Origin of the sequence: Autumnicola tepida, assembly GCF_031846485.1 — a bacterium.
GTDB lineage: Bacteria > Bacteroidota > Bacteroidia > Flavobacteriales > Flavobacteriaceae > Autumnicola > Autumnicola tepida.
In genome coordinates this window covers 36,422-59,661 of record NZ_JAVRHQ010000021.1, presented here as the reverse complement: position 1 = coordinate 59,661, position 23,240 = coordinate 36,422, and the positions used below count along the sequence as shown (strand labels likewise).

18 protein-coding genes are annotated in these 23,240 nt (G+C 41.4%); 12 read left to right on the top strand and 6 right to left on the bottom strand.

Annotated features, from left to right (window positions below; genetic code table 11):
• Window positions 1–53: 53 nt before the first annotated feature.
• Complete coding sequence (locus tag RM553_RS15005; protein WP_311535761.1) at window positions 54–821, bottom strand: TatD family hydrolase; 768 nt, start codon at window positions 819–821, stop codon at window positions 54–56.
• 51 nt (window positions 822–872) lie between these two features.
• Here RM553_RS15005 and RM553_RS15000 point away from each other — a divergent pair, with 51 nt between their 5' ends.
• Entirely contained in the window at window positions 873–1,310 is a 438-nt protein-coding gene (locus RM553_RS15000) for a retropepsin-like aspartic protease (protein WP_311535760.1), read from the top strand.
• A 345-nt stretch (window positions 1,311–1,655) separates the two neighbouring features.
• Here the strand turns inward: RM553_RS15000 and odhB are convergent, their stop codons facing one another.
• From odhB to RM553_RS14985, 3 genes are all read right to left on the bottom strand, one after another.
• Window positions 1,656–2,927, bottom strand: a complete 1,272-nt coding sequence (odhB, locus tag RM553_RS14995) for a 2-oxoglutarate dehydrogenase complex dihydrolipoyllysine-residue succinyltransferase (RefSeq protein WP_311535759.1) — start codon at window positions 2,925–2,927, stop codon at window positions 1,656–1,658.
• 59 nt (window positions 2,928–2,986) lie between these two features.
• Complete coding sequence (locus RM553_RS14990) at window positions 2,987–5,761, bottom strand: 2-oxoglutarate dehydrogenase E1 component (RefSeq protein WP_311535758.1); 2,775 nt, start codon at window positions 5,759–5,761, stop codon at window positions 2,987–2,989.
• A 188-nt stretch (window positions 5,762–5,949) separates the two neighbouring features.
• A complete protein-coding gene (locus RM553_RS14985; RefSeq protein WP_311535757.1) occupies window positions 5,950–6,924 on the bottom strand; it encodes a polyprenyl synthetase family protein in 975 nt (324 codons plus the stop codon).
• Between the two features lie 136 nt (window positions 6,925–7,060).
• Between RM553_RS14985 and RM553_RS14980 the strand changes: the two genes are divergently transcribed.
• Genes RM553_RS14980 through RM553_RS14965 form a run of 4 tightly spaced genes read left to right on the top strand, consistent with a single transcriptional unit; the run spans window position 7,061 to window position 13,759 of the window.
• Window positions 7,061–7,672, top strand: a complete 612-nt coding sequence (locus tag RM553_RS14980) for a TetR/AcrR family transcriptional regulator (RefSeq protein ID WP_311535756.1) — start codon at window positions 7,061–7,063, stop codon at window positions 7,670–7,672.
• Entirely contained in the window at window positions 7,656–9,098 is a 1,443-nt protein-coding gene (locus RM553_RS14975; protein ID WP_311535755.1) for a TolC family protein, read from the top strand. The genes RM553_RS14980 and RM553_RS14975 overlap by 17 nt, the downstream gene beginning before the upstream one ends.
• A 16-nt stretch (window positions 9,099–9,114) precedes the next feature.
• The gene (locus RM553_RS14970; protein WP_311535754.1) at window positions 9,115–10,278 is read left to right on the top strand and encodes an efflux RND transporter periplasmic adaptor subunit; all 1,164 of its coding nucleotides are present in this window, start codon (window positions 9,115–9,117) and stop codon (window positions 10,276–10,278) included.
• A gap of 4 nt (window positions 10,279–10,282) precedes the next feature.
• Entirely contained in the window at window positions 10,283–13,759 is a 3,477-nt protein-coding gene (locus tag RM553_RS14965) for an efflux RND transporter permease subunit (RefSeq protein ID WP_311535753.1), read from the top strand.
• A gap of 216 nt (window positions 13,760–13,975) precedes the next feature.
• Here the strand turns inward: RM553_RS14965 and RM553_RS14960 are convergent, their stop codons facing one another.
• A complete protein-coding gene (locus tag RM553_RS14960) occupies window positions 13,976–14,335 on the bottom strand; it encodes a toxin-antitoxin system YwqK family antitoxin (protein ID WP_311535752.1) in 360 nt (119 codons plus the stop codon).
• Window positions 14,336–14,564: 229 nt separating this feature from the next.
• Here RM553_RS14960 and aspS point away from each other — a divergent pair, with 229 nt between their 5' ends.
• The 4 genes from aspS (at window position 14,565) to RM553_RS14940 (ending at window position 18,703) form a co-directional block, all read left to right on the top strand.
• Window positions 14,565–16,313 carry an aspartate--tRNA ligase gene (aspS, locus tag RM553_RS14955; RefSeq protein WP_311535751.1) on the top strand — a complete coding sequence of 583 codons (1,749 nt, stop codon included), beginning with the start codon at window positions 14,565–14,567 and terminating at the stop codon, window positions 16,311–16,313.
• A 60-nt stretch (window positions 16,314–16,373) separates the two neighbouring features.
• Complete coding sequence (locus RM553_RS14950; RefSeq protein ID WP_311535750.1) at window positions 16,374–18,164, top strand: chloride channel protein; 1,791 nt, start codon at window positions 16,374–16,376, stop codon at window positions 18,162–18,164.
• Window position 18,165: 1 nt separating this feature from the next.
• Window positions 18,166–18,405 (top strand): hypothetical protein, encoded by a 240-nt coding sequence (locus RM553_RS14945; RefSeq protein WP_311535749.1) that lies wholly within the window; start codon window positions 18,166–18,168, stop codon window positions 18,403–18,405.
• A gap of 103 nt (window positions 18,406–18,508) precedes the next feature.
• Complete coding sequence (locus RM553_RS14940; RefSeq protein WP_311501620.1) at window positions 18,509–18,703, top strand: cold-shock protein; 195 nt, start codon at window positions 18,509–18,511, stop codon at window positions 18,701–18,703.
• A gap of 86 nt (window positions 18,704–18,789) precedes the next feature.
• Here the strand turns inward: RM553_RS14940 and RM553_RS14935 are convergent, their stop codons facing one another.
• The gene (locus tag RM553_RS14935; RefSeq protein ID WP_311535748.1) at window positions 18,790–19,758 is read right to left on the bottom strand and encodes an NAD-dependent epimerase/dehydratase family protein; all 969 of its coding nucleotides are present in this window, start codon (window positions 19,756–19,758) and stop codon (window positions 18,790–18,792) included.
• Between the two features lie 222 nt (window positions 19,759–19,980).
• On the opposite strand from RM553_RS14935, the gene RM553_RS14930 reads away from it, so the two are divergent.
• The 3 genes from RM553_RS14930 (at window position 19,981) to RM553_RS14920 (ending at window position 23,238) form a co-directional block, all read left to right on the top strand.
• The gene (locus RM553_RS14930; RefSeq protein WP_311535747.1) at window positions 19,981–20,574 is read left to right on the top strand and encodes a hypothetical protein; all 594 of its coding nucleotides are present in this window, start codon (window positions 19,981–19,983) and stop codon (window positions 20,572–20,574) included.
• Complete coding sequence (locus RM553_RS14925; RefSeq protein ID WP_311535746.1) at window positions 20,571–21,077, top strand: nuclear transport factor 2 family protein; 507 nt, start codon at window positions 20,571–20,573, stop codon at window positions 21,075–21,077. Before RM553_RS14930 ends, RM553_RS14925 begins: the two co-directional genes overlap by 4 nt.
• A 94-nt stretch (window positions 21,078–21,171) precedes the next feature.
• The gene (locus RM553_RS14920; protein WP_311535745.1) at window positions 21,172–23,238 is read left to right on the top strand and encodes a M13 family metallopeptidase; all 2,067 of its coding nucleotides are present in this window, start codon (window positions 21,172–21,174) and stop codon (window positions 23,236–23,238) included.
• Window positions 23,239–23,240 lie beyond the last annotated feature (2 nt).

Sequence of the window (23,240 nt, the reverse complement as noted above, 5' to 3'; positions counted from 1 at the left end):
ACTCTTTCAATAGCTCGCGGCGGCTAATAAAGAAAATATAAAATTCCAGGTTTTTACGCTCCAAAAACTTTTTTAGAATTTGCCGTAGTGATTTTTGCCACTTCTTCCACCTCTAAATTATAGATATCCGCTATTTTTTCAGCTATTTTCAAAAGGTAAACAGGATCGTTTCTTTTTCCGCGGAAAGGAGTAGGTGCGAGGTAAGGCGCATCGGTTTCCAGCACAATTTCTTCAATAGGAATCTGGTCCAGGAACTGGTCGATTTTTCCATTTTTAAAGGTAACCACTCCTCCTATTCCAAGCTTCATATTATACGAAAGAGCTTTCTTCGCCTGTTCTAAAGTTCCTGTGAAGCAATGAAAAATCCCGAAGAGGCCTTCCCCTTTTTCACTTTCCAGGACTTCAAAAACCTCATCAAAAGCTTCACGACAATGGATTACAATGGGTAATTTGTACTTTTTTGCCAGGTGTATCTGCCTTTTAAAAGCTTCCTGCTGAATTTCAAGAGTGCTTTTATCCCAGTACAGATCTATCCCGATTTCACCCACCGCATAAAAACTTCTTTTGTTAAACTGCGCTTCCACATTTTCCAGTTCTTCCTCAAAATTTTCTTTTACATGCGTTGGGTGCAGTCCCATCATTAAAAAAACATTTTCAGGGTAAGTGGCTTGCAGCTCATACATTCCCTTTACATATTCAGAATCTATGGCCGGAATAAAAAAGCGTTCAATTCCTGCTTCAAATGCTTTGGAAATTGCTTCTTTCCTATCTTCAGCAAAAGCCTCGCTGTATAAATGCGTGTGTGTATCTGTTAAAATCATAAACGCAAAAATAATTTATTTTGAAGACCTATCTTTGTGAAAAAAGAAAGAATGTCGTCTCTAAGAAAATTGCTGGAAGAAAAAGGATATCACCGGGTAAAATTTAAATACACCAAAACCAATCATATTGAAATAGTTGCGAAAATCAATAATATTGAAGGGAACTTTATTTTAGATACCGGGGCCTCCAGCACCTGTGTGGGAATGGAAGCCGTAAAGCATTTTAAACTGATTGCTGAAGACAGCGATGTAAAGGCCGCGGGAGCAGGAGCCACAAATATGCTTACCCAAATTGCGCAAAAGAACCTCATCCAGATAAAAGGCTGGAAAAAGAAAAAAGTAGACCTGGTGCTTTTTGATCTAAGACATGTAAACGAGGCGCTTATAAACCATGACGCTGAAAAAGTACACGGGATTATTGGTGCCGATTTGCTTAAAAAGGGAAAGGCTGTAATAGACTACGGCAAAAAAGCGCTTTATCTGAAGTAAAGTTTCTGGGGCAAGCCCGCGGAGCATTTTAATGGAACACGTTTTCAAACTTTATAACATTTACTAACGATGCGAGCATCGGGGTATTTACCCTTTTTAGAATAAAATAGGGGATTTTTCCCCTTTTGCTGAAGGTGAGGGATATGTATATTTGAAGAAGTTAATGTTAGAAATGCATATTATTAAGAAAAGAAGTTTAGAACCGGTGTCATTCATCATCCTGGCCATTATCGTCGCCGGCGTCTTATTCCTGAATATCTTAAATCTATACTTCTTATTTTAAATTTGATTAGCAAAAAAAAAGCCGCATTTTCATGTGGCTTTTTTTTGCTGATCTGAAAAACTTTACAGTTCCAGAGCTCTTTTTACATCGTTGTCCATCAGCAATTCTTCAGGATTCTCCAGGGCTTCTTTAACAGCAACAAGGAAACTTACCGACTCTTTTCCATCAATTATACGGTGGTCGTAAGAAAGCGCCACATACATGATTGGCCGAATTTCCACATGGCCATCTATTGCCACAGGACGCTCCACAATATTGTGCATTCCAAGGATGGCACTTTGAGGAGGATTAATAATAGGAGTAGACAACATAGAACCGAAAACCCCACCGTTGGTGATTGTGAAAGTTCCACCAGTCATATCGTCTACAGTGATATTCCCGTCCCTCGCTTTTAAAGCCAGACGTTTCACTTCATCTTCAACCCCTCTAAAGCTAAGGTTTTCGGCATTTCTAATTACCGGCACCATAAGTCCTTTTGGGCCGGAAACCGCGATACTGATATCCTTGTAATCATAGCTTACCTTGTAATCCCCATCTATCATGGAATTAACATCAGGAAATAAATCTAAGGCGCGGGTTACCGCTAAAGTGAAGAAGCTCATAAACCCGAGGCTTACCCCGTGTTTATCTTTAAACTCTTCTTTATATTTTTTACGAAGCGCGAAAATAGGAGACATGTCTACTTCATTAAAAGTAGTCAGCATGGCGGTTTCTGTTTTTGCACTTACCAGCCTTTCTGCTACCTTGCGGCGCAGCATAGACATTTTTTTACGGGATTCTCCCCTTTTTCCGGTACCGGGAGTTCCCATAGAAGCTTTTGCCTGTACGGCATCTTCTTTAGTTATCCTGCCGTCTCTACCGGTTCCTTTCACAGATTTGGAATCCATTCCTTTTTCATCAAGTATTTTTTTAGCCGCAGGCGAAGGGCTTCCTGAAGCATAAGTATCCTGTTTTTGTTCAGGAGTTGTAGATTTTGAAGGTTTTTCTTCTTTTGGCTCCGCCTTATCACTATCTGCCTTAGTTGAAGTTTCCTCTTCCTGCTCTGTTACTTCCTCTTCAGCAGATTCGTCTTTACTATCCCCGCCTCCTGGTTTTGGAGCATCGGTATCTATTAAACATACCACTTCTCCAACAGCCACGGCGTCACCTTCTTCAGCTTTTAGTGTGATAATTCCGCTGGCTTCTGCCGGAAGCTCAAGAGTAGCTTTATCACTATCTACTTCGGCTATTGCCTGATCTTTTTCAACGTAATCTCCATCTTCCACTAACCATTGTGCTATTTCAACTTCTGTGATGGATTCCCCTGGAGAAGGAACTTTCATTTCTAAGGCCATGATCTTAATTTTTATTTTTGGTCTTCTGCCTAAACAGAAAAGTTATTCTTTGTTATATATTAAATTGATTCTTGTAAGGATTTGTCGAAAACTCCGGCAATCACCCTTTCGTGACGCTTCTTGAAACGAACTGAACTTCCGGCAGCCGGTGAACCATAGAATCTCCTGCTACAAATCCTCATGTTTTTAGCTTCATCAAAATGCAGCAACAAGTGCCCGAAGGCTCCCATATTTCTTGGCTCTTCCTGAGCCCAAACCAGGTCATCGGCATTTTTATATTTCTTGATCACTTCTTTCATTTGCTTAACCGGTAGCGGGAACAACTGCTCAATTCTCACCAGGGCAACATCGTCCCGGTCATTTTCTTCCCGGTGTGCAAGAAGGTCGTAATAGAATTTACCGGTACAAAATACGAGGCTTTTCACCTTGCCTGCATCTGCATTCCCTTCATCTAAAAGCGGCTGGAAAGAACCATTTGCAAATTCTTCTTTAGTTGAAATCACCTTTGGATGCCTCAACAAACTTTTTGGAGTGAAAACAATAAGGGGTTTCCTGAAACCAACCTTCATCTGCCTTCTCAACAAATGAAACATATTTGCCGGCGTGGTGATATCTACAACGTACATGTTATCTTTTGCACAAAGCTGAAGGAACCGTTCCATTCTACCTGAAGAATGTTCTGCTCCCTGGCCCTCATAGCCATGAGGAAGGAACATCACCAGGCCATTCTGCAACTTCCATTTATCTTCTGCCGCAGAAATATACTGATCTATCATTATTTGTGCACCATTCACAAAATCCCCAAACTGGGCTTCCCAAATGGTGAGTGTATCCGGACTTGCCATGGCATAACCATAATCAAATCCCACCACTCCATATTCCGAAAGCGGAGAGTTGTAAATAAAAAACTCGCCGGTTCTTCCTTCTATATTATTATGAAGAATAATTTCTTCTTCGCTGTCTTCTACTTTTAAAACCGCATGACGATGGGAGAATGTCCCTCTTTCACTATCCTGCCCGCTTATTCTCACATGGTAACCTTCTTTCATAAGAGAACCATAGGCCAAGTGTTCTGCCATAGACCAATCCAGCTTATTGTCTTCAAAATACATTTTATGCCGAAGCTTTACCAGCTTATCGATCTTACGCATAAATTTTTTGCCTTCAGGAAGTTTGGAAATAGCTTCCGCCACCTTATCCAGCTTCTCCAGCTCATAAGTGGTATCTACCTCCTCCATCATCTTATCTTCCTGGGCATTGTCATAACCCTCCCATTCATCCTGCATGATAGGGGTAATCCTGGTTTTCTCTTCTTTTCTGGATTCGTCCAGGCTTTCTTCCAGGCTTGCTTTATAATCATCTTCCAGCTTTTGCAGGAAACTGTCGTCTATAACGCCTTCTTTTTTAAGTTTTTCAGCATAAATGTCGCGTGCATTTTTATGCTTGGCTATTGCTTTATAAAGTTTAGGCTGGGTAAATCTTGGCTCATCCCCTTCATTATGCCCGTACTTCCTGTAACCCAATAAATCTATAAAAACGTCGCGATGGAACTTCATCCTGAATTCCAAAGCAAATAAAATGGAATGCACCACCGCCTCGGCATCATCAGCATTTACATGGAGCACCGGAGAAAGAGTAACCTTGGCAACGTCTGTACAATAGGTAGAAGACCTGGCATCAAGATAGTTGGTGGTAAAGCCAATCTGGTTATTTACCACAATATGAATGGTTCCGCCATTGCTGTAACCTTCCAGCTGGGCCATTTGTATCACCTCATACACCACACCTTGTGCAGCAATGGCCGCATCACCATGTACAAGAATTGGAAGCACTTTGGAGCTGTCCCCATTATAATGCCGGTCCTTTTTAGCCCGCGCGATACCTTCTACCACAGATCCCACTGTTTCCAGGTGAGAAGGGTTTGGCGCAATATTAATATTTATGTCATTGCCATTATCTGTAGTGCGGCAGGAAGTCCAGCCCAGGTGATACTTTACATCCCCGTCAAAAATATCCTGCTCGTAATCCTTCCCGTCAAACTCACTAAAAATATCCTTGGCGCTCTTTCCAAAAATATTGGTAAGTGTGTTAAGGCGGCCCCGGTGAGCCATTCCCATTACAAAATCCTTAATTCCCAGCTCAGCAGCTTTTTCGATTAGTGCGTCCAGAGCAGGGATCAAGCTTTCTCCTCCTTCCAGTGAGAAACGCTTTTGGCCCACATATTTGGTATGCAAAAATCCTTCAAAGGAAACTGCTTCATTTAGTTTCCTCAGAATTTGCTTTTTCTGGTCAACACCAAATTTAGGATGGTTCTCGTTAACGTTGAGTTTCTTCTGAATCCATTCAATCTCTTCAGGCTTCCTGATAAACATATATTCCACCCCAATGGATTCGCAATATATATTGTCCAGGTGATTAATTATCTCCTGAAGCGTCTTCGGGCCAATTCCCAGAACTTCACCTGCATTAAATGTGGTGTTAAGATCTTCCCTGGAAAGGCCGAAATTTTCTATATCTAAAGTAGGAGAATACTGTCTCCTTTCCCTTACGGGATTTGTTTTTGTGAATAAATGCCCCCTGGTGCGGTATCCGTCAATCAACCTTATTACCTGAAATTCCTTCACCACATGTTCAGGAACTTCTCCTTCCTTAAAACCGGCGGGCGCTTCCTCAAGAACTTTCTGAGAGACACCATCCTGCTGCAATCCAAAATCAAAACCCTGAAAAAAAGCCCTCCAACTGGGCTCTACACTATCGGGATATTGTAAATACTGGTCATAAAGTTCTGCGAAATAGGCGGTATGTGCGGCATTTAGAAATGAAAATCTATCCATAATTTGAAACTAATGTTTCTTTTAAGTGTAAAACACAGCAAAAGTACAATTTTTACAAAAAACAGTTTGCCGCATATAATATATTTATGTTATGCATTATAAGAAATTTAACATAGCTAAAAGGGAAATATTCAACAAAAATTTCGTTAAGATGCTGTTTTAGGAACAAAATTGCGTAATGTCTTGGGTTATACTTCACGTTCCATCAGTAATTGTCCAAATTTTCTTAGAGGTTCTTTTTTCTCTTCCGAAATATTAATTTTATCAAGGATTTGAAAAGCCTCATTGGTATACTTTTTAATTTCCTTCCGGGTAAGCTCAGCTGCGCCGCTGGCCACAAAAATATTTTTTACAGCTTCTATTTTTTCTGAACTATCTCCCGGAGCAATAGAATACAGGTGCTCCAGCTGCATAGCCTCCCCTTTTCCTGAAGATTCCTTTGCCTTTAGATAAAGAAAGGTCTTCTTATTTTCAATAATATCACCACCGGCCTGCTTCCCAAAAGTCTCAGGATCCCCAAAGGCATCCAGATAATCATCCTGTAGCTGGAATGCTATTCCCAGCAAACGCCCATACTGATATATCGCTTCCTTACATTCGGTAGTTTCTCCTGCTACAATTGCCCCCATTTGAAGGGATGCCCCAACAAGAACCGCAGTTTTATATTCGATCATCTTCAGGTATTCCTCAATACTTACATCCTCCCGCGTTTCAAAATCTATATCATATTGCTGGCCTTCACATACCTCAATCGCGGTTTTGGTAAACAGCCGGGCAAGTTCCTTAAACACCTCTCCTTCATAATTCTCAAAAAGCTGATAGGCATTGATAAGCATGGCATCTCCAGACAAAATACCGGTATTGATATCCCATTTTTCATGCACGGTTTCTTTTCCTCTTCTTATAGGCGCATCGTCCATAATATCGTCGTGCACAAGAGAAAAATTATGAAAAATCTCAATAGCCAGTGCGGCATCCAAAGCCTTCCGGTAATCTGTATTAAAAATTTCGGTAGCCAATAAAACCAGGACCGGCCTCAGCCTTTTGCCTCCCTGTGATAAAATGTACACCATGGGCTCGTATAAATTTCTGGGCTCCCTAATTTTTATTTTCGCTTCTAAATATTTTGAAAATGCTTCTCTATACTGAGAAATAGACAACATACTTTTTAATTTTCCGGCTAAAATACCATAAATGAAAAGATTTTTGATTTTCAGGTTGTGTTAAAAGTAAAACTATGGAAACTTTATTTGTTTTTAAAGTTTCCGTGAAGTAATTTTGCAGCCTAATTTTAGAACATTGAGAGAAAAGATATTAAATACGGCAAGTGATCTGTTCTTAAACTATGGCTTTAAAAGCGTAACTATGGACGAAATTGCCGATAAAATGGGCATATCCAAAAAAACCATTTACGCCAGTTTTCCCACCAAGGCCAAACTGGTGGAGGCTACCGTCCATCATTTGTTTGAAGTGGTAAAGGAAGGGATAAAAAAGATTCAGAATAAAGAAAAGAACCCCTTAAAGGAACTTTATGAAATCCGCCGCTATGGCTTGAACTACATAAATTCCCAAAAGGCTTCCCCTCATTATCAGCTTAACAAATACTATCCGAAAATCGCAAAGAGCGTGGAAGGAAAATACTTTAACACAGTACTTCACTGTGTAATTGCCAACCTGGAGCGAGGTATTACCACAGGACATTACCGCCCGGGAATTCCAATTTCCTTTATTGCCAGGATCCATTTTGCCGGCATAAAGGGAGTTAAAGACCCAGATCTTTTCCCACCTGAAGAATATAGCAACGAGGTACTAATGGATTATTTTCTCGATTATCATTTGCGTGCCATCTGCACCCCAAAAGGATTACAAACTCTAGAAGAATTTAAAAACAGCCATGAGAATTTTATTTAAGATCAAATTTGCCATTATCCTGGCCCTGCTTCCACTGTGCGGATTTGCCCAGGAAAACGTAGATGCAGAATATAAGCTTAGCCTGGATGAGGCTGTGGCAATGGCGCTTGAAAACAACTATTCGGTGATTAACGCGCAAAAGGATATTGAGATCGCCCTTAAACAAAAATGGGAAATCATTGCGCAGGGCCTGCCACAAATTGGTGCAAATGTAGATTATCAAAATTATTTAAAACAGCCGGTAACTTTATTGCCCGCTGCTGCTTTTGACAATACACAAAGCACCATTGATATTATCCAGGATTACTTTGAAAATGTTCAAAGAAATGATGTTCCCGTAAATGCCCCGGAAGGTTTTATTCCAGTTCAGTTTGGTACCAAACACAGCCTTAACGGAACGGCCACCTGGAACCAGCTGATTTTTGACGGCTCCTACATTGTGGGGATTCAATCTGCCAAAACCCTGCTTCAGATTTCTGAAAATGCCAAAACCAAAACCAATCAACAGGTAAAGGAAGCGGTGATTAATGCCTACGGAAATGTCCTTCTTGCCCGGGAAAGCGTGGATATTTTGAAAAATAATGTGGCTACTGTTCAGAAGAATTACGATGAAACCAGCCAGATCTATGAAAACGGGATGGCAGAACAGGAAGATGTGGAACAACTGGAAATCACCTTACTGGGATTAAAAAATAATTTAAACCGAAGCCTTCGAATGCTCAATATTGCCCATGAGATGCTTAACCTCACCCTGGGAATTCCTGTGGAAGCTGATGTTAACCTAACTGAAGACCTGGACGAGGTAACCCAGGAATATATTAACCTGCAGCTGCTGGAAAAGGAAGTGCCTGTTGAAGAAAACATAGATTACAGGATCGCAGAAAATACCGCGGAATCTGCAAAAATCCAGGTAAGACTGGAAAAAGCGAAAGCCCTGCCAAGACTTTCAGGTTTTCTTAACTACGGCCTTCAGGGCTATAGCGACGAGTTTACTTTTTTCAGTAACGACCAGGAATATTTTGACCAGTCCATCATGGGCATAAGCCTTAATATTCCAATTTTTAGTAGCGGGATGCGGAGCGCCAGGACGCAGCAGAAGAAAATTGCCTATGAACAGGCTTTGGTAGATTTGGAAAGAACCCGAAATGAAGTAAAAAACCAGATCAATTCAGCTAAATCTGAGTACCTCTTCAGCATAGAAAATTATCAAAACCAGAAGAGAAACCTGGAACTGGCAGAACGTATAGAAGAAAAAAACCAGGTTAAATTTTTTGAAGGCATCGCCAGCAGTTTTGAACTTAGTGAAGCACAAAGGCAATTATATACCGCACAGCAAAACCTGTTACAGTCTATGCTGGACGTAATAACCGCAAAAGTAGAACTGGAAAATTTATTAGACACCACAACTTACGACAATGAAGACTAAAAACATACTTTTACCCATGAGAAAAATAGCTGTCCTGTTTAGTGTTTCTTCGCTGCTTTTTGCCTGCGGAGGAGATGCTGAAAAATCTGTAGACGATGTTATCGCCACCAATAACCTGGAGGAAATACGCGAAACAAAAACCGAATTAAGCAAGCAGCAAAGCGAACTGGCCTCGAAAATTGATCGCTTAGATGAAGCCATTAACAGGCTGGACGAGAACAAACGCCTTACCCTCGTTACCATAGAAGCTGTTAACGACACCGTCTTCAGGCATTATGCGCAGGTACAGGGTGATGTGGCCACAGACCAGAACATCGTGATTTTCCCGGAATTTTCAGGAATCTTAAATGATGTAAGGGTGAATGAAGGAGAACGGGTAAATAAAGGAGAGGTTTTAGCCACCATAGATGACGGCGGCCTTTCCAGTGAACTGGCACAACTTGAGGCGCAGGCAAGCCTCGCCAAAACCACTTTTGAACGCCAAAAGAGGCTCTGGGACCAGAATATTGGTTCAGAAATGCAGTACCTGGAAGCAAAAACAAATTATGAGTCTATGCAAAATTCTGTCGCAAGGTTAAGATCGCAAATTGCCAAAACTGTGGTTAAAGCTCCTTTCAGCGGGATTATTGACGAGGTGATTACCGAGCAGGGAGAAGTGGTAAATCCAGGCCAGACCCCACTGTTCAGATTAGTAAACCTTAGCAACATGTACGTGGAGGCTGATGTGCCGGAAACTTATTTAGGACAAATCCAGAGAGGAACCGATGTTAAAGTACAAATCGCTTCAAGGGAATTTGAAGGGGAAGTTAGCCAGGTAAGCAACACCATAAATCCCAGCAACAGGACGTTCCAGGTAAAAGTTTCGGTTCCTAATGAAGAAGGGCTAATAAAACCAAACCAGATTGCCACCCTTAAGCTTAACGACTATACTGCTGAAGAAGCCATTATTGTTCCTGAAAATACGGTACAAAAAAATTCTATGGGAGAAAGCCTGGTTTATGTTCTTGAAGACAGGAATGAATCAGAAAACACAGGGATAGCGAGGAAAGTGATCGTGGAAACCGGGTATGTCTCCGGGGATTCTATTGAGATTACCAGTGGCCTCGAAGCCGGGCAGACCATAATTGTAGAAGGCTCTAAAAACCTGCGTGACGGGCAGGAGGTAAAATTCAGAAACTAGAAAAATGAAAAAAATAGATAAGGAATTTAAACTCTCTTCGTGGGCCATTGATAATAAAATGACGGTGTACGTCATTATTGCCATTATCATGATTGGCGGATTGATTTCCTATTACAACATGCCCAGGGAATCCTTCCCCGAGATCGTGGAAACCAAAATTTATGTAAGTTCTATTAACCCCGGAAACTCGGCAGAGGATGTAGAGAAATTTATCACCGAGCCCCTGGAAGAGGAATTTAGCGATGTTGGCGGCATTAAAGAAGTTACCAGCACCACTCTCCAGGATTACTCTCTGGTGATTGTGGAGTTTGAAGATGACATAGACGTAGAGGTCGCCAAGCAAAAAATAAAGGATAAGGTAGATATGGTGAAAGCCGAAACTACCTGGCCTACCCTGGACAATGGTGCCAAAGTGGAACCTAATGTTTTTGACCTCAATTTTTCTGAAGCACAACCTATTCTGAATATCAATCTCACCGGGAATTATCCTGTACAGCAATTGAAGGATTATGCGGAATATCTTCAGGAGAAAATAGAATTGCTCCCACAAATAAAGGAAGCCAGTATTCGCGGGGCTGAAGAAATGGAGGTCGAAATTGCCGTTGATATTTATAAAATGACGGCCGCCCAGGTAAGCTTCAGCGATATTATAAATTCGGTAAGTATGGAGAACCGGACCATTTCGGGGGGAAATGTGATTACCAGCGGAGTCCAGAAGAACATCCGGATAATTGGCGAAATTGAAGAGCCTTCAGAACTGGAAGATGTTGTTGTAAAACGTGACGGAGGGAATATTTTCCTTAGGGACATCGCCACTGTGAGATTTCATGAAAAAGACCCTACCACTTTTGCCAGGGAATATGGCGAACCGGTAGTGATGCTGGATGTAAAAAAGCGAAGCGGCAAGAACATGATTGAAGCCGTAGACCAGATTAAAGAACTGGTTAATACGGCACAGGAAGAATATTTACCCGAAGGCCTCGAAGTTACCTTAACCAACGACCTGTCTACCGATACCCGTAACCAGGTAGACGACCTGGTAAACAACATCATTTTCGGGGTGATTTTGGTGGTACTGGTCCTTATGTTTTTCCTCGGGTTCAGGAATGCACTTTTTGTGGGGCTGGCGATTCCGCTCTCCATGTTCCTGTCTTATATAGTGCTTTCCAGCCTTGGCTACACCCTAAATACCATGGTACTCTTTGCGCTGGTAATGGGGCTGGGGATGCTGGTGGATAACGGGATTGTGGTAGTGGAAAACGTCTACAGCCTAATGGCTGAAGGCATGCCAAGAATAAAAGCTGCAAAACAAGGGCTGGGAGAAATCGCCTGGCCAATTATCGCTTCTACCGCCACTACCCTAATGGCCTTTTTTCCGCTGGGATTATGGCCGGGAACCATTGGAAAGTTTATGATGATTTTTCCTATCACTTTATCTATAGTTTTAGGCTCATCATTATTTGTGGCGCTTATTATAAACTCCATGCTTACTTCCCAGTTTATGAAAACTGAAGAAGGAAAGATCTCTAAAAAGAAACTTATCCGCATCAGCATCATCCTGGGTGGTTTGGGGATTATTTTCCTGATTGCAGGATATGTTGTTGATGCAGGAGTCTTACGTGCTATTGGAAATTTATCTATTCTCGCCGTACTGTTGCTATGGTTCTATAAGTATGTATTGTCAGGTGCTGTGGAATATTTTCAGTTTAAAGCCTTAAAAAAACTGGAGAACAATTATGAACGCACCTTAAAATATGCTTTAAGGGGAAGAAAGGCCTATGGCTTTTTCTTCGGAACACTACTGCTCCTGGTTCTATCTTTTGTGCTAATTGGCCTTGTCCAGCCAGAAGTTTTATTTTTTCCTGAAAATCAGCCAAAACAGATCATTACTTATATAGAATATCCCGAAGGAACCGATATTCAGAAAACAAATGAGCTCACCAAAAAAGTAGAAGAGCGTATCTTTGATGTTATAGATAAATATGAAGATGAAGATGGCTACAACTTTATGGTAGAGTCTATGATCTCCCAGGTGGGCGAAGGCGCAGGAAATCCACAAACCGATGGTGGCCAGCAAAATTCCATGCCACACAAAGGTAAAGTGACACTGGTGATGCGTGAGTTCAAAAAACGCCGCGGTGTAGAGAGTAGCCAGGTACTTTCTGAAGTACGCGATGCTGTGCAGGGCTTTCCCGGCGCTTCCATTATTGTGGAAAAAGATGCCGCGGGGCCACCTTCAGGCTATCCAATTAATATTGAATTAAAAGGTGAAGATTACGAGCAAATGCTTACCCAGGCTGAAGATTTGCGATCCTATATTCAAAATCTCAGCATTCCGGGGATTGAGGAGCTAAAAATAGATGTAAACAAATCCAAGCCGGAGCTTGATGTGCGGGTAGACCGCCAAAAGGCAGGACAATTGGGGGTTTCCACTTCTACCGTAGGCCAAACCCTTAGAAGGGCAATTTACGGTGAAGAAGTTTCCACCTACAAAGAAGGAGATGACGATTATGAGGTGAACGTACGTTTTGCCGATAAGTACAGATATGATGAAAATGTGCTTTTCAATCAGCCAATTACATTCAAAAATCAGAACAACGGCGAAATTGTGCAGGTGCCAATTTCCTCTTTGGTAGAAACCAATGTGGCTTCCTCTTTCAGCTCTATTAAGCGGAAAGATCTTAAAAGAGTAATTACCATTTATTCCAATGTGCTTGAAGGTTATAATGGAAATGAAATTGTTGAACAGCTAAAAACGCAGCTCAACAACTACAATCTGCCTGAAGATATGAACCTTGAATTTACCGGCGAGCAGGAAAAGCAGGCTGAAAATATGAGCTTCCTTATAAAAGCGCTTCTTATTGCAATTGGCGGGATCCTGCTTATTCTTGTGGCGCAGTTTAATTCGGTTTCCAAACCAATTATAATCGTTATGGCCGTGGTACTAAGCCTTGTGGGAGTATTTCTTGGACTGATTATTTTCCAAATGGATTTTATCATTATCATGACGATGATGGGGATTATTTCCCTGGCGGGAATTGTGGTAAATAATGCCATTGTGCTTATAGATTACACACAAATTCTTATTGACCGGAAAAAAGCCGCGCTTGGATATGAAGATAACGAATTGCTTACCCGCGCCGAATACTTTGACTGTATAGTGCGCGGCGGAAAATCCAGGTTACGTCCTGTACTGCTAACGGCCATTACTACCGTTCTCGGGCTTATTCCACTGGCGGTGGGATTAAATATTGACTTTTTTGGGTTGTTTATAGATTATGACCCTGGAATATATATTGGTGGAGACAATGTGATCTTCTGGGGGCCTTTGGCCTGGACAGTGATCTTTGGGCTTGTTTTTGCAACCTTCCTCACTCTTATTGTGGTACCGGTAATGTTTTATCTGGTAAACAGGGCTAAAGTTAAATTTAAAGACAAGCGTCTTGCAAGAAAAGAGAGGAAACAGCAGGTTACTGCATAAATCTTCCTGATGAAATAAAACAACCCGAAGCCAGAAACTTCGGGTTGTTTTGTTAATACCGCGAAATTAGCACAGTATTGCTGATGGAATCTTTAAACCTTACAGATCCCAAAATGACCAAATTCACAGGGCCTTCCAGGGTGTAAATTAATTCCATAAAAAAACCCGAAGCCAAAACTTCGGGTTCCTTTATTTCTTAATCTGCCATTAACTGCATTAATTAACAGTCAAAGCATTTTTATCACTTTTCCAGCTGTTTACTGATGCTATATGGCTGTTTCTATAGTCAACTTCTGTTAACTTGTCTTCAGTCCAAAAAAACCATTTGCCAGTTTTTTCGCCCATGTTGTACTGGCCGACTGCTGTCTTTTTACCTTCTTCATTGTAAGAAATCCATTCTCCGTGGAGCTCCCCTTCCTTGTACGTACCTTCCTGTCTAACACTTCCATCTTCATAATAAAACGTCCCTTTAATTAAATCTCCCTGCTTCTCAAAATCAGGCTTCTTTTCCTGTGCTGAAACAGCCCCTGCAAATACTAAGGCAGCGCCTATCAGCATATATTTTAACTTCTTCATCTTCAGTCTTTTTTAATGTTTGCTTTACAAATATAACCAAACATTTACAATAAAGCAATAATCACGTAACATTAAATTAACATTGGAAGCGTAAGAAACTAATAATAAGACATTTACTTATTAAAATTTAAAAAATCAGACTTTAAATCACTTATTTTTTATAGCCTATATATTATCTAAAACCCTAAGAACTTATTACTTTTGCCCCACTTTTAAATCTTAGGAAGATATGTACAGAAGTCATACCTGCGGGGAATTAAATATGACAAATAAAGGAGAGCAGGTGCAGCTCTCTGGTTGGGTCCAGAAAATAAGGAATAAAGGCTTTATGATTTGGGTAGACCTTAGAGACCGATATGGCATTACTCAGTTGATGTTTGATGAAGAACGATCATCTAAAGACCTGATGGAGAAGGCTGAAAAACTGGGGCGTGAATTCGTGATACAGGTAAAGGGACAGGTTATTGAAAGGGAGTCTAAAAATCCCAATATGGCCACGGGCGATATAGAAGTGATGGTTTCTGAACTGGACATTTTAAATACTTCCCTTACCCCGCCCTTTACTATTGAAGAAGAAACAGACGGTGGTGAAGATTTAAGAATGAAATACCGTTACCTGGACATCCGCAGGAATCCGGTAAAAAACAAGCTTGTTTTCAGGCATAAAGTAGGCATGCAGGTTAGAAATTATCTTTCCGGCGCTGGTTTTATTGAGGTGGAAACGCCTTATCTCATAAAATCCACTCCTGAAGGCGCCAGAGATTTTGTAGTCCCGAGCCGGATGAATGAAGGCCAGTTCTACGCGCTGCCACAATCTCCCCAGACCTTTAAGCAATTGCTTATGGTTGGCGGAATGGATAAATATTTCCAGATTGTAAAGTGTTTCCGCGACGAAGATTTAAGGGCAGACCGCCAACCGGAATTTACACAAATTGACTGCGAAATGGCATTTGTTGAGCAGGAAGATATCCTGAATACTTTTGAAGGTCTTACACGCCATCTCCTTAAAGAGGTGAACGGAGTCGAAATTGAAGATTTCCCAAGGATGACATATGCCGAAGCCATGGAAAGGTATGGAAATGACAAACCAGATATAAGGTTTGGGATGGAATTTGCCAATTTGAATGAAGTAGCCAAAAACAAAGGCTTTAATGTTTTTGACCAGCAGGAACTGGTGGTGGGAATCGCCGTTCCCGGAGCGGCATCATATACGAGAAAAGAGATCGATAGGCTTATCGCGTGGGTAAAGCGGCCGCAAATTGGTGCCAATGGGCTGGTTTGGGCAAAATATAATGACGATGGCAGTTTTAAATCTTCTGTAGATAAGTTTTATTCTGAAGAAGACCTTAAAGCATGGGCTGAGGAAACAGGTGCTAATCCGGGTGACCTTATTCTGGTGATGGCGGGCGAAACCACCAAAACAAGAACGCAGCTAAGCGCCCTAAGAATGTTTTTAGGAAATGAACTTGGCCTTAGAAAGCCAGATGAATTCGCGCCGCTATGGGTGCTGGATTTTCCGTTATTGGAATGGGATGAAGAAACCAAACGTTACCATGCCATGCACCACCCGTTCACTTCTCCTAAAAAGGAAGATATCCCGTTACTGGAAACCAGTCCGGGAGAAGTTAGGGCAAATGCGTACGACCTTGTTCTAAACGGAAATGAAATTGGCGGTGGTTCCATCAGGATTCATGATAAAAAGACGCAGTCTAAAATGTTCCATTACTTAGGCTTTTCTGAAGAAGAGGCCAAAGAGCAGTTTGGTTTTCTTATGGATGCGTTCCAATATGGCGCGCCACCGCATGGCGGCATTGCTTTTGGTTTCGACAGGCTGGTGGCTATACTTGGGGGACAGGAAACTATAAGGGACTTTATAGCCTTCCCTAAAAACAATGCAGGCCGCGACGTGATGATAGACGCTCCTGCAAGAATAGATGAAGAGCAATTAAAAGAACTACATCTTCAGGTTAAATTATAATTTTTCAAATCCTGCCACATGGCAGGATTTTTTTAGCGGTAACAACTAAATTCTTTTTGAGTGTCAAAATTCAGTAAGTCTCTTTTACACAGGTTCCTTAACTGGAAAACAAAGCACCTCACCCATCAGCAGTTTCTTATGCTCCTGAGTGCCATTATAGGCTTTATTGCCGGTCTTGGTGCTGTCGCGATTAAAAACCTCACCCATTTTATACAAACACTTCTGGAAGGGGAATTTATTGCCAATTATCATGACGCTTTTTATTTTATTTTCCCAGTGATAGGCCTGGCTTTAACTATGGCAATAGTCCATTTCGTTTTCAGAAAAAATGTGGGTCATGGGATACCCACCACGCTCCACGCCATTTCCCAGAAAAAAGGGATCATGACCAGGTTCCAGATGTATGCATCGCTTATTACGGCCCCTATTACCGTGGGCTTTGGTGGTTCTGTAGGGCTGGAAGGGCCAACAGTGGCCACCGGCGCGTCTTTAGGTTCCAATATTTCCAGAATGTTTTTGCTCAACCAGGCCTCCCGAACATTGCTTATTGGTTGTGCCGCCGCAGGAGCAATGTCTTCAATTTTTAAGGCGCCCATTGCCGCGATTATTTTCGCCATAGAGGTTTTTAGCCTGGATCTTACCCTGTCTTCTCTGCTGCCACTGCTCCTGGCTTCGGTTTCAGCAATTCTTACTTCTTATTTTTTCTTCGGAAGCCAGCTTATCCTTCCTTTTGAGCTTAAGGACAAGTTTATTATTTCTGAAGTACCTTATTATGTGTTGTTGGGCATTTTAGCCTCTTTGGTTTCTATTTATTTTACTAAAGTCTACTTTAATGTCCATAAGATCTTCGCAAAAGTAAATTCTCCGCTTTTAAGGCTCTTAAGTTGTGGCGCAGGTTTAGGTATCCTTATTTATTTTATCCCGCCTTTATATGGGGAAGGTTACAGTGTTATCAATAATCTGCTACAGGAAAATTACCTGGAAGCTTTGGGTACTAACTTTTTTAATGCTTACCTGGAGAATTTCTGGGTGGTAATTATTTTGCTGCTTGGCCTTGTGGTATTTAAAATCATCGCTTCTTCCTTAACATTTGCCGCGGGTGGCGTGGGAGGTATTTTTGCACCTGTGCTGTTTATGGGAAGTGCTTTGGGCCATTGTTACGCCCTCGTACTCAATCACCTCAACATCCTGAAAAACCCTATTTCAGTTAGTAATTTTACACTTGTAGGAATGGCTGGTTTAATGGCTGGGGTTTTACATGCGCCCCTCACCGCGATCTTCCTCATAGCAGAGCTCACCCACGGATACGAACTTTTTATCCCGTTAATGATCACTGCCGCCATTTCTTTTATGATCACTTCCCAGTTTCAGCCACATTCTGTTTATACCATGGAACTGGCGGCAAGGGGAGAATTGCTTACCCATAATAAGGACCAGATGGTGTTAACCCTTATGAACATTAACAGGCTTATAGAAAGGAATTTTATCTCCCTGCATCCCGAAATGACATTAGGCGAAGTATTGAAAGAAGGCGTGGTAAAATCTTCCCGTAACATTTTTCCCGTGGTAGACGAGAATGGCACATTATTAGGGATTATCCTGCTGGATGATATCCGGCCCATTATGTTCGACCAAAAGTTGTATGATGAAGTAAAGGTGAGCGAGATCATGCAAAGGGCTCCGGAAATTATAGACATCCGCAATGACAGAATGAGGGAAATAATGCGTAAATTCCAGGACAGCAACGCCTGGAACCTTCCCGTGGTAAAAGATGAAGTTTACCAGGGATTCATTTCCAAGTCTAAATTGCTAACCGCTTACCGCAAAAAATTAATTGAAGCAACCGTTTGATATGAACACAGTAATGAAAGTTTTGGGAGTTGCTATTTTAATAGCAATTGGAGCAGGATTCTATTTTAGAATACAGGATAATATTCTTTTAGGAGACCGTTTGATAGGAATTGGAGTTTTGGCCAGTGCCTTTATCCTGATGCCTATCTTCCTGTACGTGAGATGGAAAGGCAAAAGGCTGGAAGACTACACGCTTTCCAATAAAAATATAAGAAGGATGCAGGAAAAAAATCAGGACTAAAAAACTGGTTCTGAGAATTTTTTCAAATAAATTTTAAAATCGTACATCCATGTCAAAGATATTATACTAAGTTTGTACTTTAATAATTATTTATTTTTTTACAATGGAAGGTACAGTAAAATTTTTCAATGAGTCTAAAGGTTATGGATTCATTACAAACGACGAAACCGGAAGAGACATCTTTGTTCACATTACAGGACTTGACGGCGAAACTCTTAACGAGGGTGACAAAGTAGAGTATGTTGAGGTTGAAGGAAGAAAAGGAGTAAACGCAAGCCAGGTGCGCGTTATAGAATAATATAAGTTTCTATTTTAGTCTTCAAAGCCGCTTTTCAGCGGCTTTTTTTATTCCTGATTTTATATTATTCTGCTAAAATGTCCGGGCTAATCTGCCGGGCTGCTGTTGTGAAGCTGAGCTTCCACACCCTTCAGCATTTCTTCGGTAAGGCTTTCTAAATTGAATTTATGCTGCCATCCCCAGTCTTTTCTCGCTTCAGAATCATCTATGCTGGAAGGCCAGGAATCGGCTATTTTCTGGCGGAAATCGGGTTTATAATTTATGCTGAAATCTGGTATTTTCTTCTTTATTTCTTCCGCAAGGATTTCAGGAGTAAAGCTCATGGCTGAAAGATTATAGGAAGACCTGACTTTAATATTTTCCGAAGGAGCCTCCATAATATCTATGGTTGCCTTAATGGCATCTTCCATAAACATCATGGGCAGCGAAGTATCCTTGTTTAGAAAAGAAGTGTAAGACCCTTTTTTGATGGCTTCATGAAAAATCTCTACAGCATAATCTGTTGTTCCACCACCTGGCAGGGTTTTATAACTTATAATTCCCGGGTAACGAATACTCCTAACGTCTACACCATAAATCCGGTGAAAATATTCACACCAGCGTTCGCCGGTTTGCTTGCTTATGCCGTACACCGTGGCAGGTTCCATAATAGTGGTTTGCGGCGTTTGTTCTTTAGGAGTGCTTGGCCCAAAAACGGCAATGCTGGAAGGCCAGAAAACTTTTTCAATTTTTTTATCCAGGGCAAGGTTTAAAACATGAAAAAGCGAATCCATGTTTAACGCCCATGCTTTCATTGGAGCTTTTTCGGCAGTGGCGCTTAACATTGCCGCCATAAGATAAACCTCCATAATATTATGCTTCTCCACCAGCCGTGCAATAAGTTCGCCATCCATGGCATTTGCCACTTCAAAAGGGCCAGATTGCATCAGTTCATCACTACCTTCCCTTATATCACTTGCAATCACATTTTCGTTACCATGAATTTCCCGCAATTTAAGGCTTAGCTCGGTACCTATCTGCCCGCTTGCGCCAATAATCAGGATTTTTCCAGCCATCGTATTAAATTTTCCGCAAAGATATTTAATTTCGCAGGGCTTTCTCTAATGAGAAGCCTTAAAACTATCTTATTTTTGAACATCTTTTAAAAAAGCAAAGAACAAGAACCTTCATTAAATCCTTCGCTTTACAGATTTTATTTACGGCAGAATTGAGCTAAATTTATAGCCGCGGTAATAATTAAAATTGTATCAGCACACCTATCGCTACAAATTCACCACATGAAAAAAACCATTATTATTTTAGGGATGTTGGCCCTCATATCCTGCAAGGATAAAGAGCTGGCGCAATCTTCTGAAGATAAGGTAGACACCACCCCTTTTGGACAGGAAATAGCAGTCACCAATCAGCAGGTACAGCTGTTGCCGGAAGCGAGGGAATACGCCAGCCAATGGATAGAATACATTACCGCCCAGAATGAAATTGAGAAATTCCAGGAGGCAAGCCTTCGGGAGGTGATGGAAAATTCTGCCCCATTGGCAGAAATTATGCAATCCCTGCAAACTTCCCTGCCAGATTCTTTGCGTACCAATGGTGTGGAAGCCAGGCTGAATGTACTTACCACAAAATCCATGCTTTTGGATTTTGCTGCTTCCAAAAGAAATCCTGACCCGGAAGAAATCAGGGAGATTTCAGAAGAAATCCCTTCAGAATTCAACAATTTCAAAATTCAGCTAAATGAGATCTTTCTTAAAACCCTTGAAGATTTTGAAAAGGAACTGGATGACATGGAAGAAGAAAACCTGAAAGCGCAAAAAGATTCCACAGCCCGGCTTCAGCAGCAAAATCAGAATCAAATTCAGCAACAACAATGAAGAACATCCTCCTGCTATTCCTAATGTTAAGCCTTGGCACTTTTGCCCAGGATTCTTCCACCGCTAAAGCCGCTGTGAAAAAAGAAATAGCCCACAACCTCAACCTTTGGCATAAAGCGGCCGCAACCGCCAATTTTGAAGAATACTTTGAACTTATGACCCAAGACGCTGTGTTTATTGGCACAGATCCTACGGAAAATTGGCAGAATGAAGAATTCAGAGAGTTTTCCAAACCCTATTTTGACAAAGGCAAAGCCTGGAATTTCGAAGTTCTGAAACGCAATATTTATTTGGGAGAAAATAACAAGTATGCCTGGTTTGATGAACTTCTCGATACACAAATGGGGATTTGCCGCGGTTCGGGAATTCTGGAAAACAAAAATGGCGACTGGAAGATCAAACATTATGTGCTCTCTATTACCATTCCCAATAAAAATGTGGAAGAAGTCACTGCTATCAAGAAAACCTTTGACCGGGAACTTATCTCAAAAATAAAAAGCTAGGCATCTTTTTTGCAACCTGTTGAACCGCAATATTTTTTGAAACCATATTTTGCTTTTTGTTACTTTAGCAACTAAATAAACTTTTAATAAATACATGAAAACACTTAAAAATGTTCTTTTGTTTTCTGCCCTTGGCTCCGCGCTCTTAACCGGCTGCCAGGACGAAAGCAAAACAACCAGTGAAGAGGAAATCCACGGGATTAATCTTGCTTATATGGATACCACAAGCAGCCCAAAAGATAACTTCTTCAGATATGTAAATGGAAAATGGCTGGATTCTACTGAAATTCCCAGCGACAGAACTACCTGGGGAAGTTTTATGGAACTGCGCCAGGAAACCGACAATGATGCGCTGAGGATTCTGGAAAATTCTGCATCTGATTCAGCGGGAAATTTAGCCGAAGATCAGGCTAAAGCCGTTGCGCTTTATAAGAGTATCATGGATACCGTTTCCAGGAATAAAATGGGCATCGCTCCTATTAAACCTTATCTTGCTAAAATTGATTCTATCAATTCTAAAGAAGATTTACAGGATTTTCTTGTGGAAATGAGCGACTACGGAAGTGCAGGATTTTTCTCTTTTAGAGTGCGGGCAGACCGTAAAGACAGCAACATGAATGTTGCCTATTTAAATCCTTCAGGATTAGGTTTACCAGACCGGGACTATTATGTAGCCGACGATGCAGATTCCAAAGAAAAAAGGGAAAAATACAAGGAGTATATAACTGAAATGCTCCAGTACCTGGATTATTCTGAAGAAGAAGCCGCACAGGAAGCTGAAACCATTCTTGCTTTTGAAATCAGCCTGGCCCAACCACAAATGGATAAGGTGGAAAGGCGTGACGCAAGAAAAACCTACAATCCAATGACGGTGAAGGAACTTCAAAATACCGTTCCCGCTATGAAGTGGGAAAATTATTTTGAAGGTATTGGCGCCAGCAAGCTGGACACTATTGTGATTACACAGCCGCAATACATGGATGCCCTCCGGGATATTCTTGCTGAAAATTCTGTGGAAGAATGGAAATCTTATTTAAGATGGAACATGTTTAATGATGCGGCTCCATTTCTAACTACAGACCTGGAACGTGAGAACTGGGAATTTTATGATAAGACTTTACAGGGAGCACAGGAACAGCGTCCAAGAAATGAGCGCGCGCTTGCTACAGTAAACGGTACTGTAGGACAGGCTTTAGGTAAATTGTATGTTGACCAGAATTTCCCTCCGGAAGCTAAAGAAAAAGCCCAGGAAATGATTGGAAACATCATTAAAGCCTACGAAAACAGGATACAGCAACTGCCATGGATGAGCGAGGATACCAAGAAAAAAGCGCTTGAGAAATTAAGCAGTTTCAATGTAAAGGTTGGATATCCTGATAAGTGGGAAGATTACGAAGGCATGGAAATAGAAAGCCCTGAAGAGGGAGGCTCGTATTTTCAGAATATGATGAACGCCCAAAAATGGGGTGTTGCTGAGAATATGGCAGATCTTGGAGAACCTGTAGATAAATCTGAATGGTACATGCCGCCACAAACGGTAAATGCTTATTATAATCCAAGTTTTAATGAGATCGTATTCCCGGCTGCTATTTTGCAACCGCCATTTTACGATTATAAAGCCGATGCTGCTGTAAATTATGGCGGAATTGGTGCTGTAATAGGCCATGAAATTTCACATGGTTTTGATGATAGCGGCTCCCGATTTGATGCTGAAGGAAACCTGAACAACTGGTGGACAGATGAAGACCTGGAACAATTTGAAGATTTGGGAGGTGCCCTTGCTGATCAATACAGCAACATAGAAGTTCTGGACAGTGTTTACATCAACGGGAAATTTACCTTGGGTGAAAACATCGGAGACCTGGGCGGGGTTAACGCTGCTTACGACGGACTTCAGATTCATTTAAAAGAACATGGGGACCCGGGAAAAATAGACGGTTATACTCCCGAGCAACGGTTCTTCCTTTCATGGGCCACCGTTTGGCGTACCAAGATGAGGGATGAAGCCCTGAAGAACAGGATTAAAACAGATCCTCACTCTCCGGGGATGTACCGGGCTTACGTGCCACTTCAAAATATTGATGCTTTTTATGAAGCTTTTAATATTTCTGAAGGGGACCAAATGTACCTTAAACCTGAAGACCGGGTGAAAATCTGGTAATT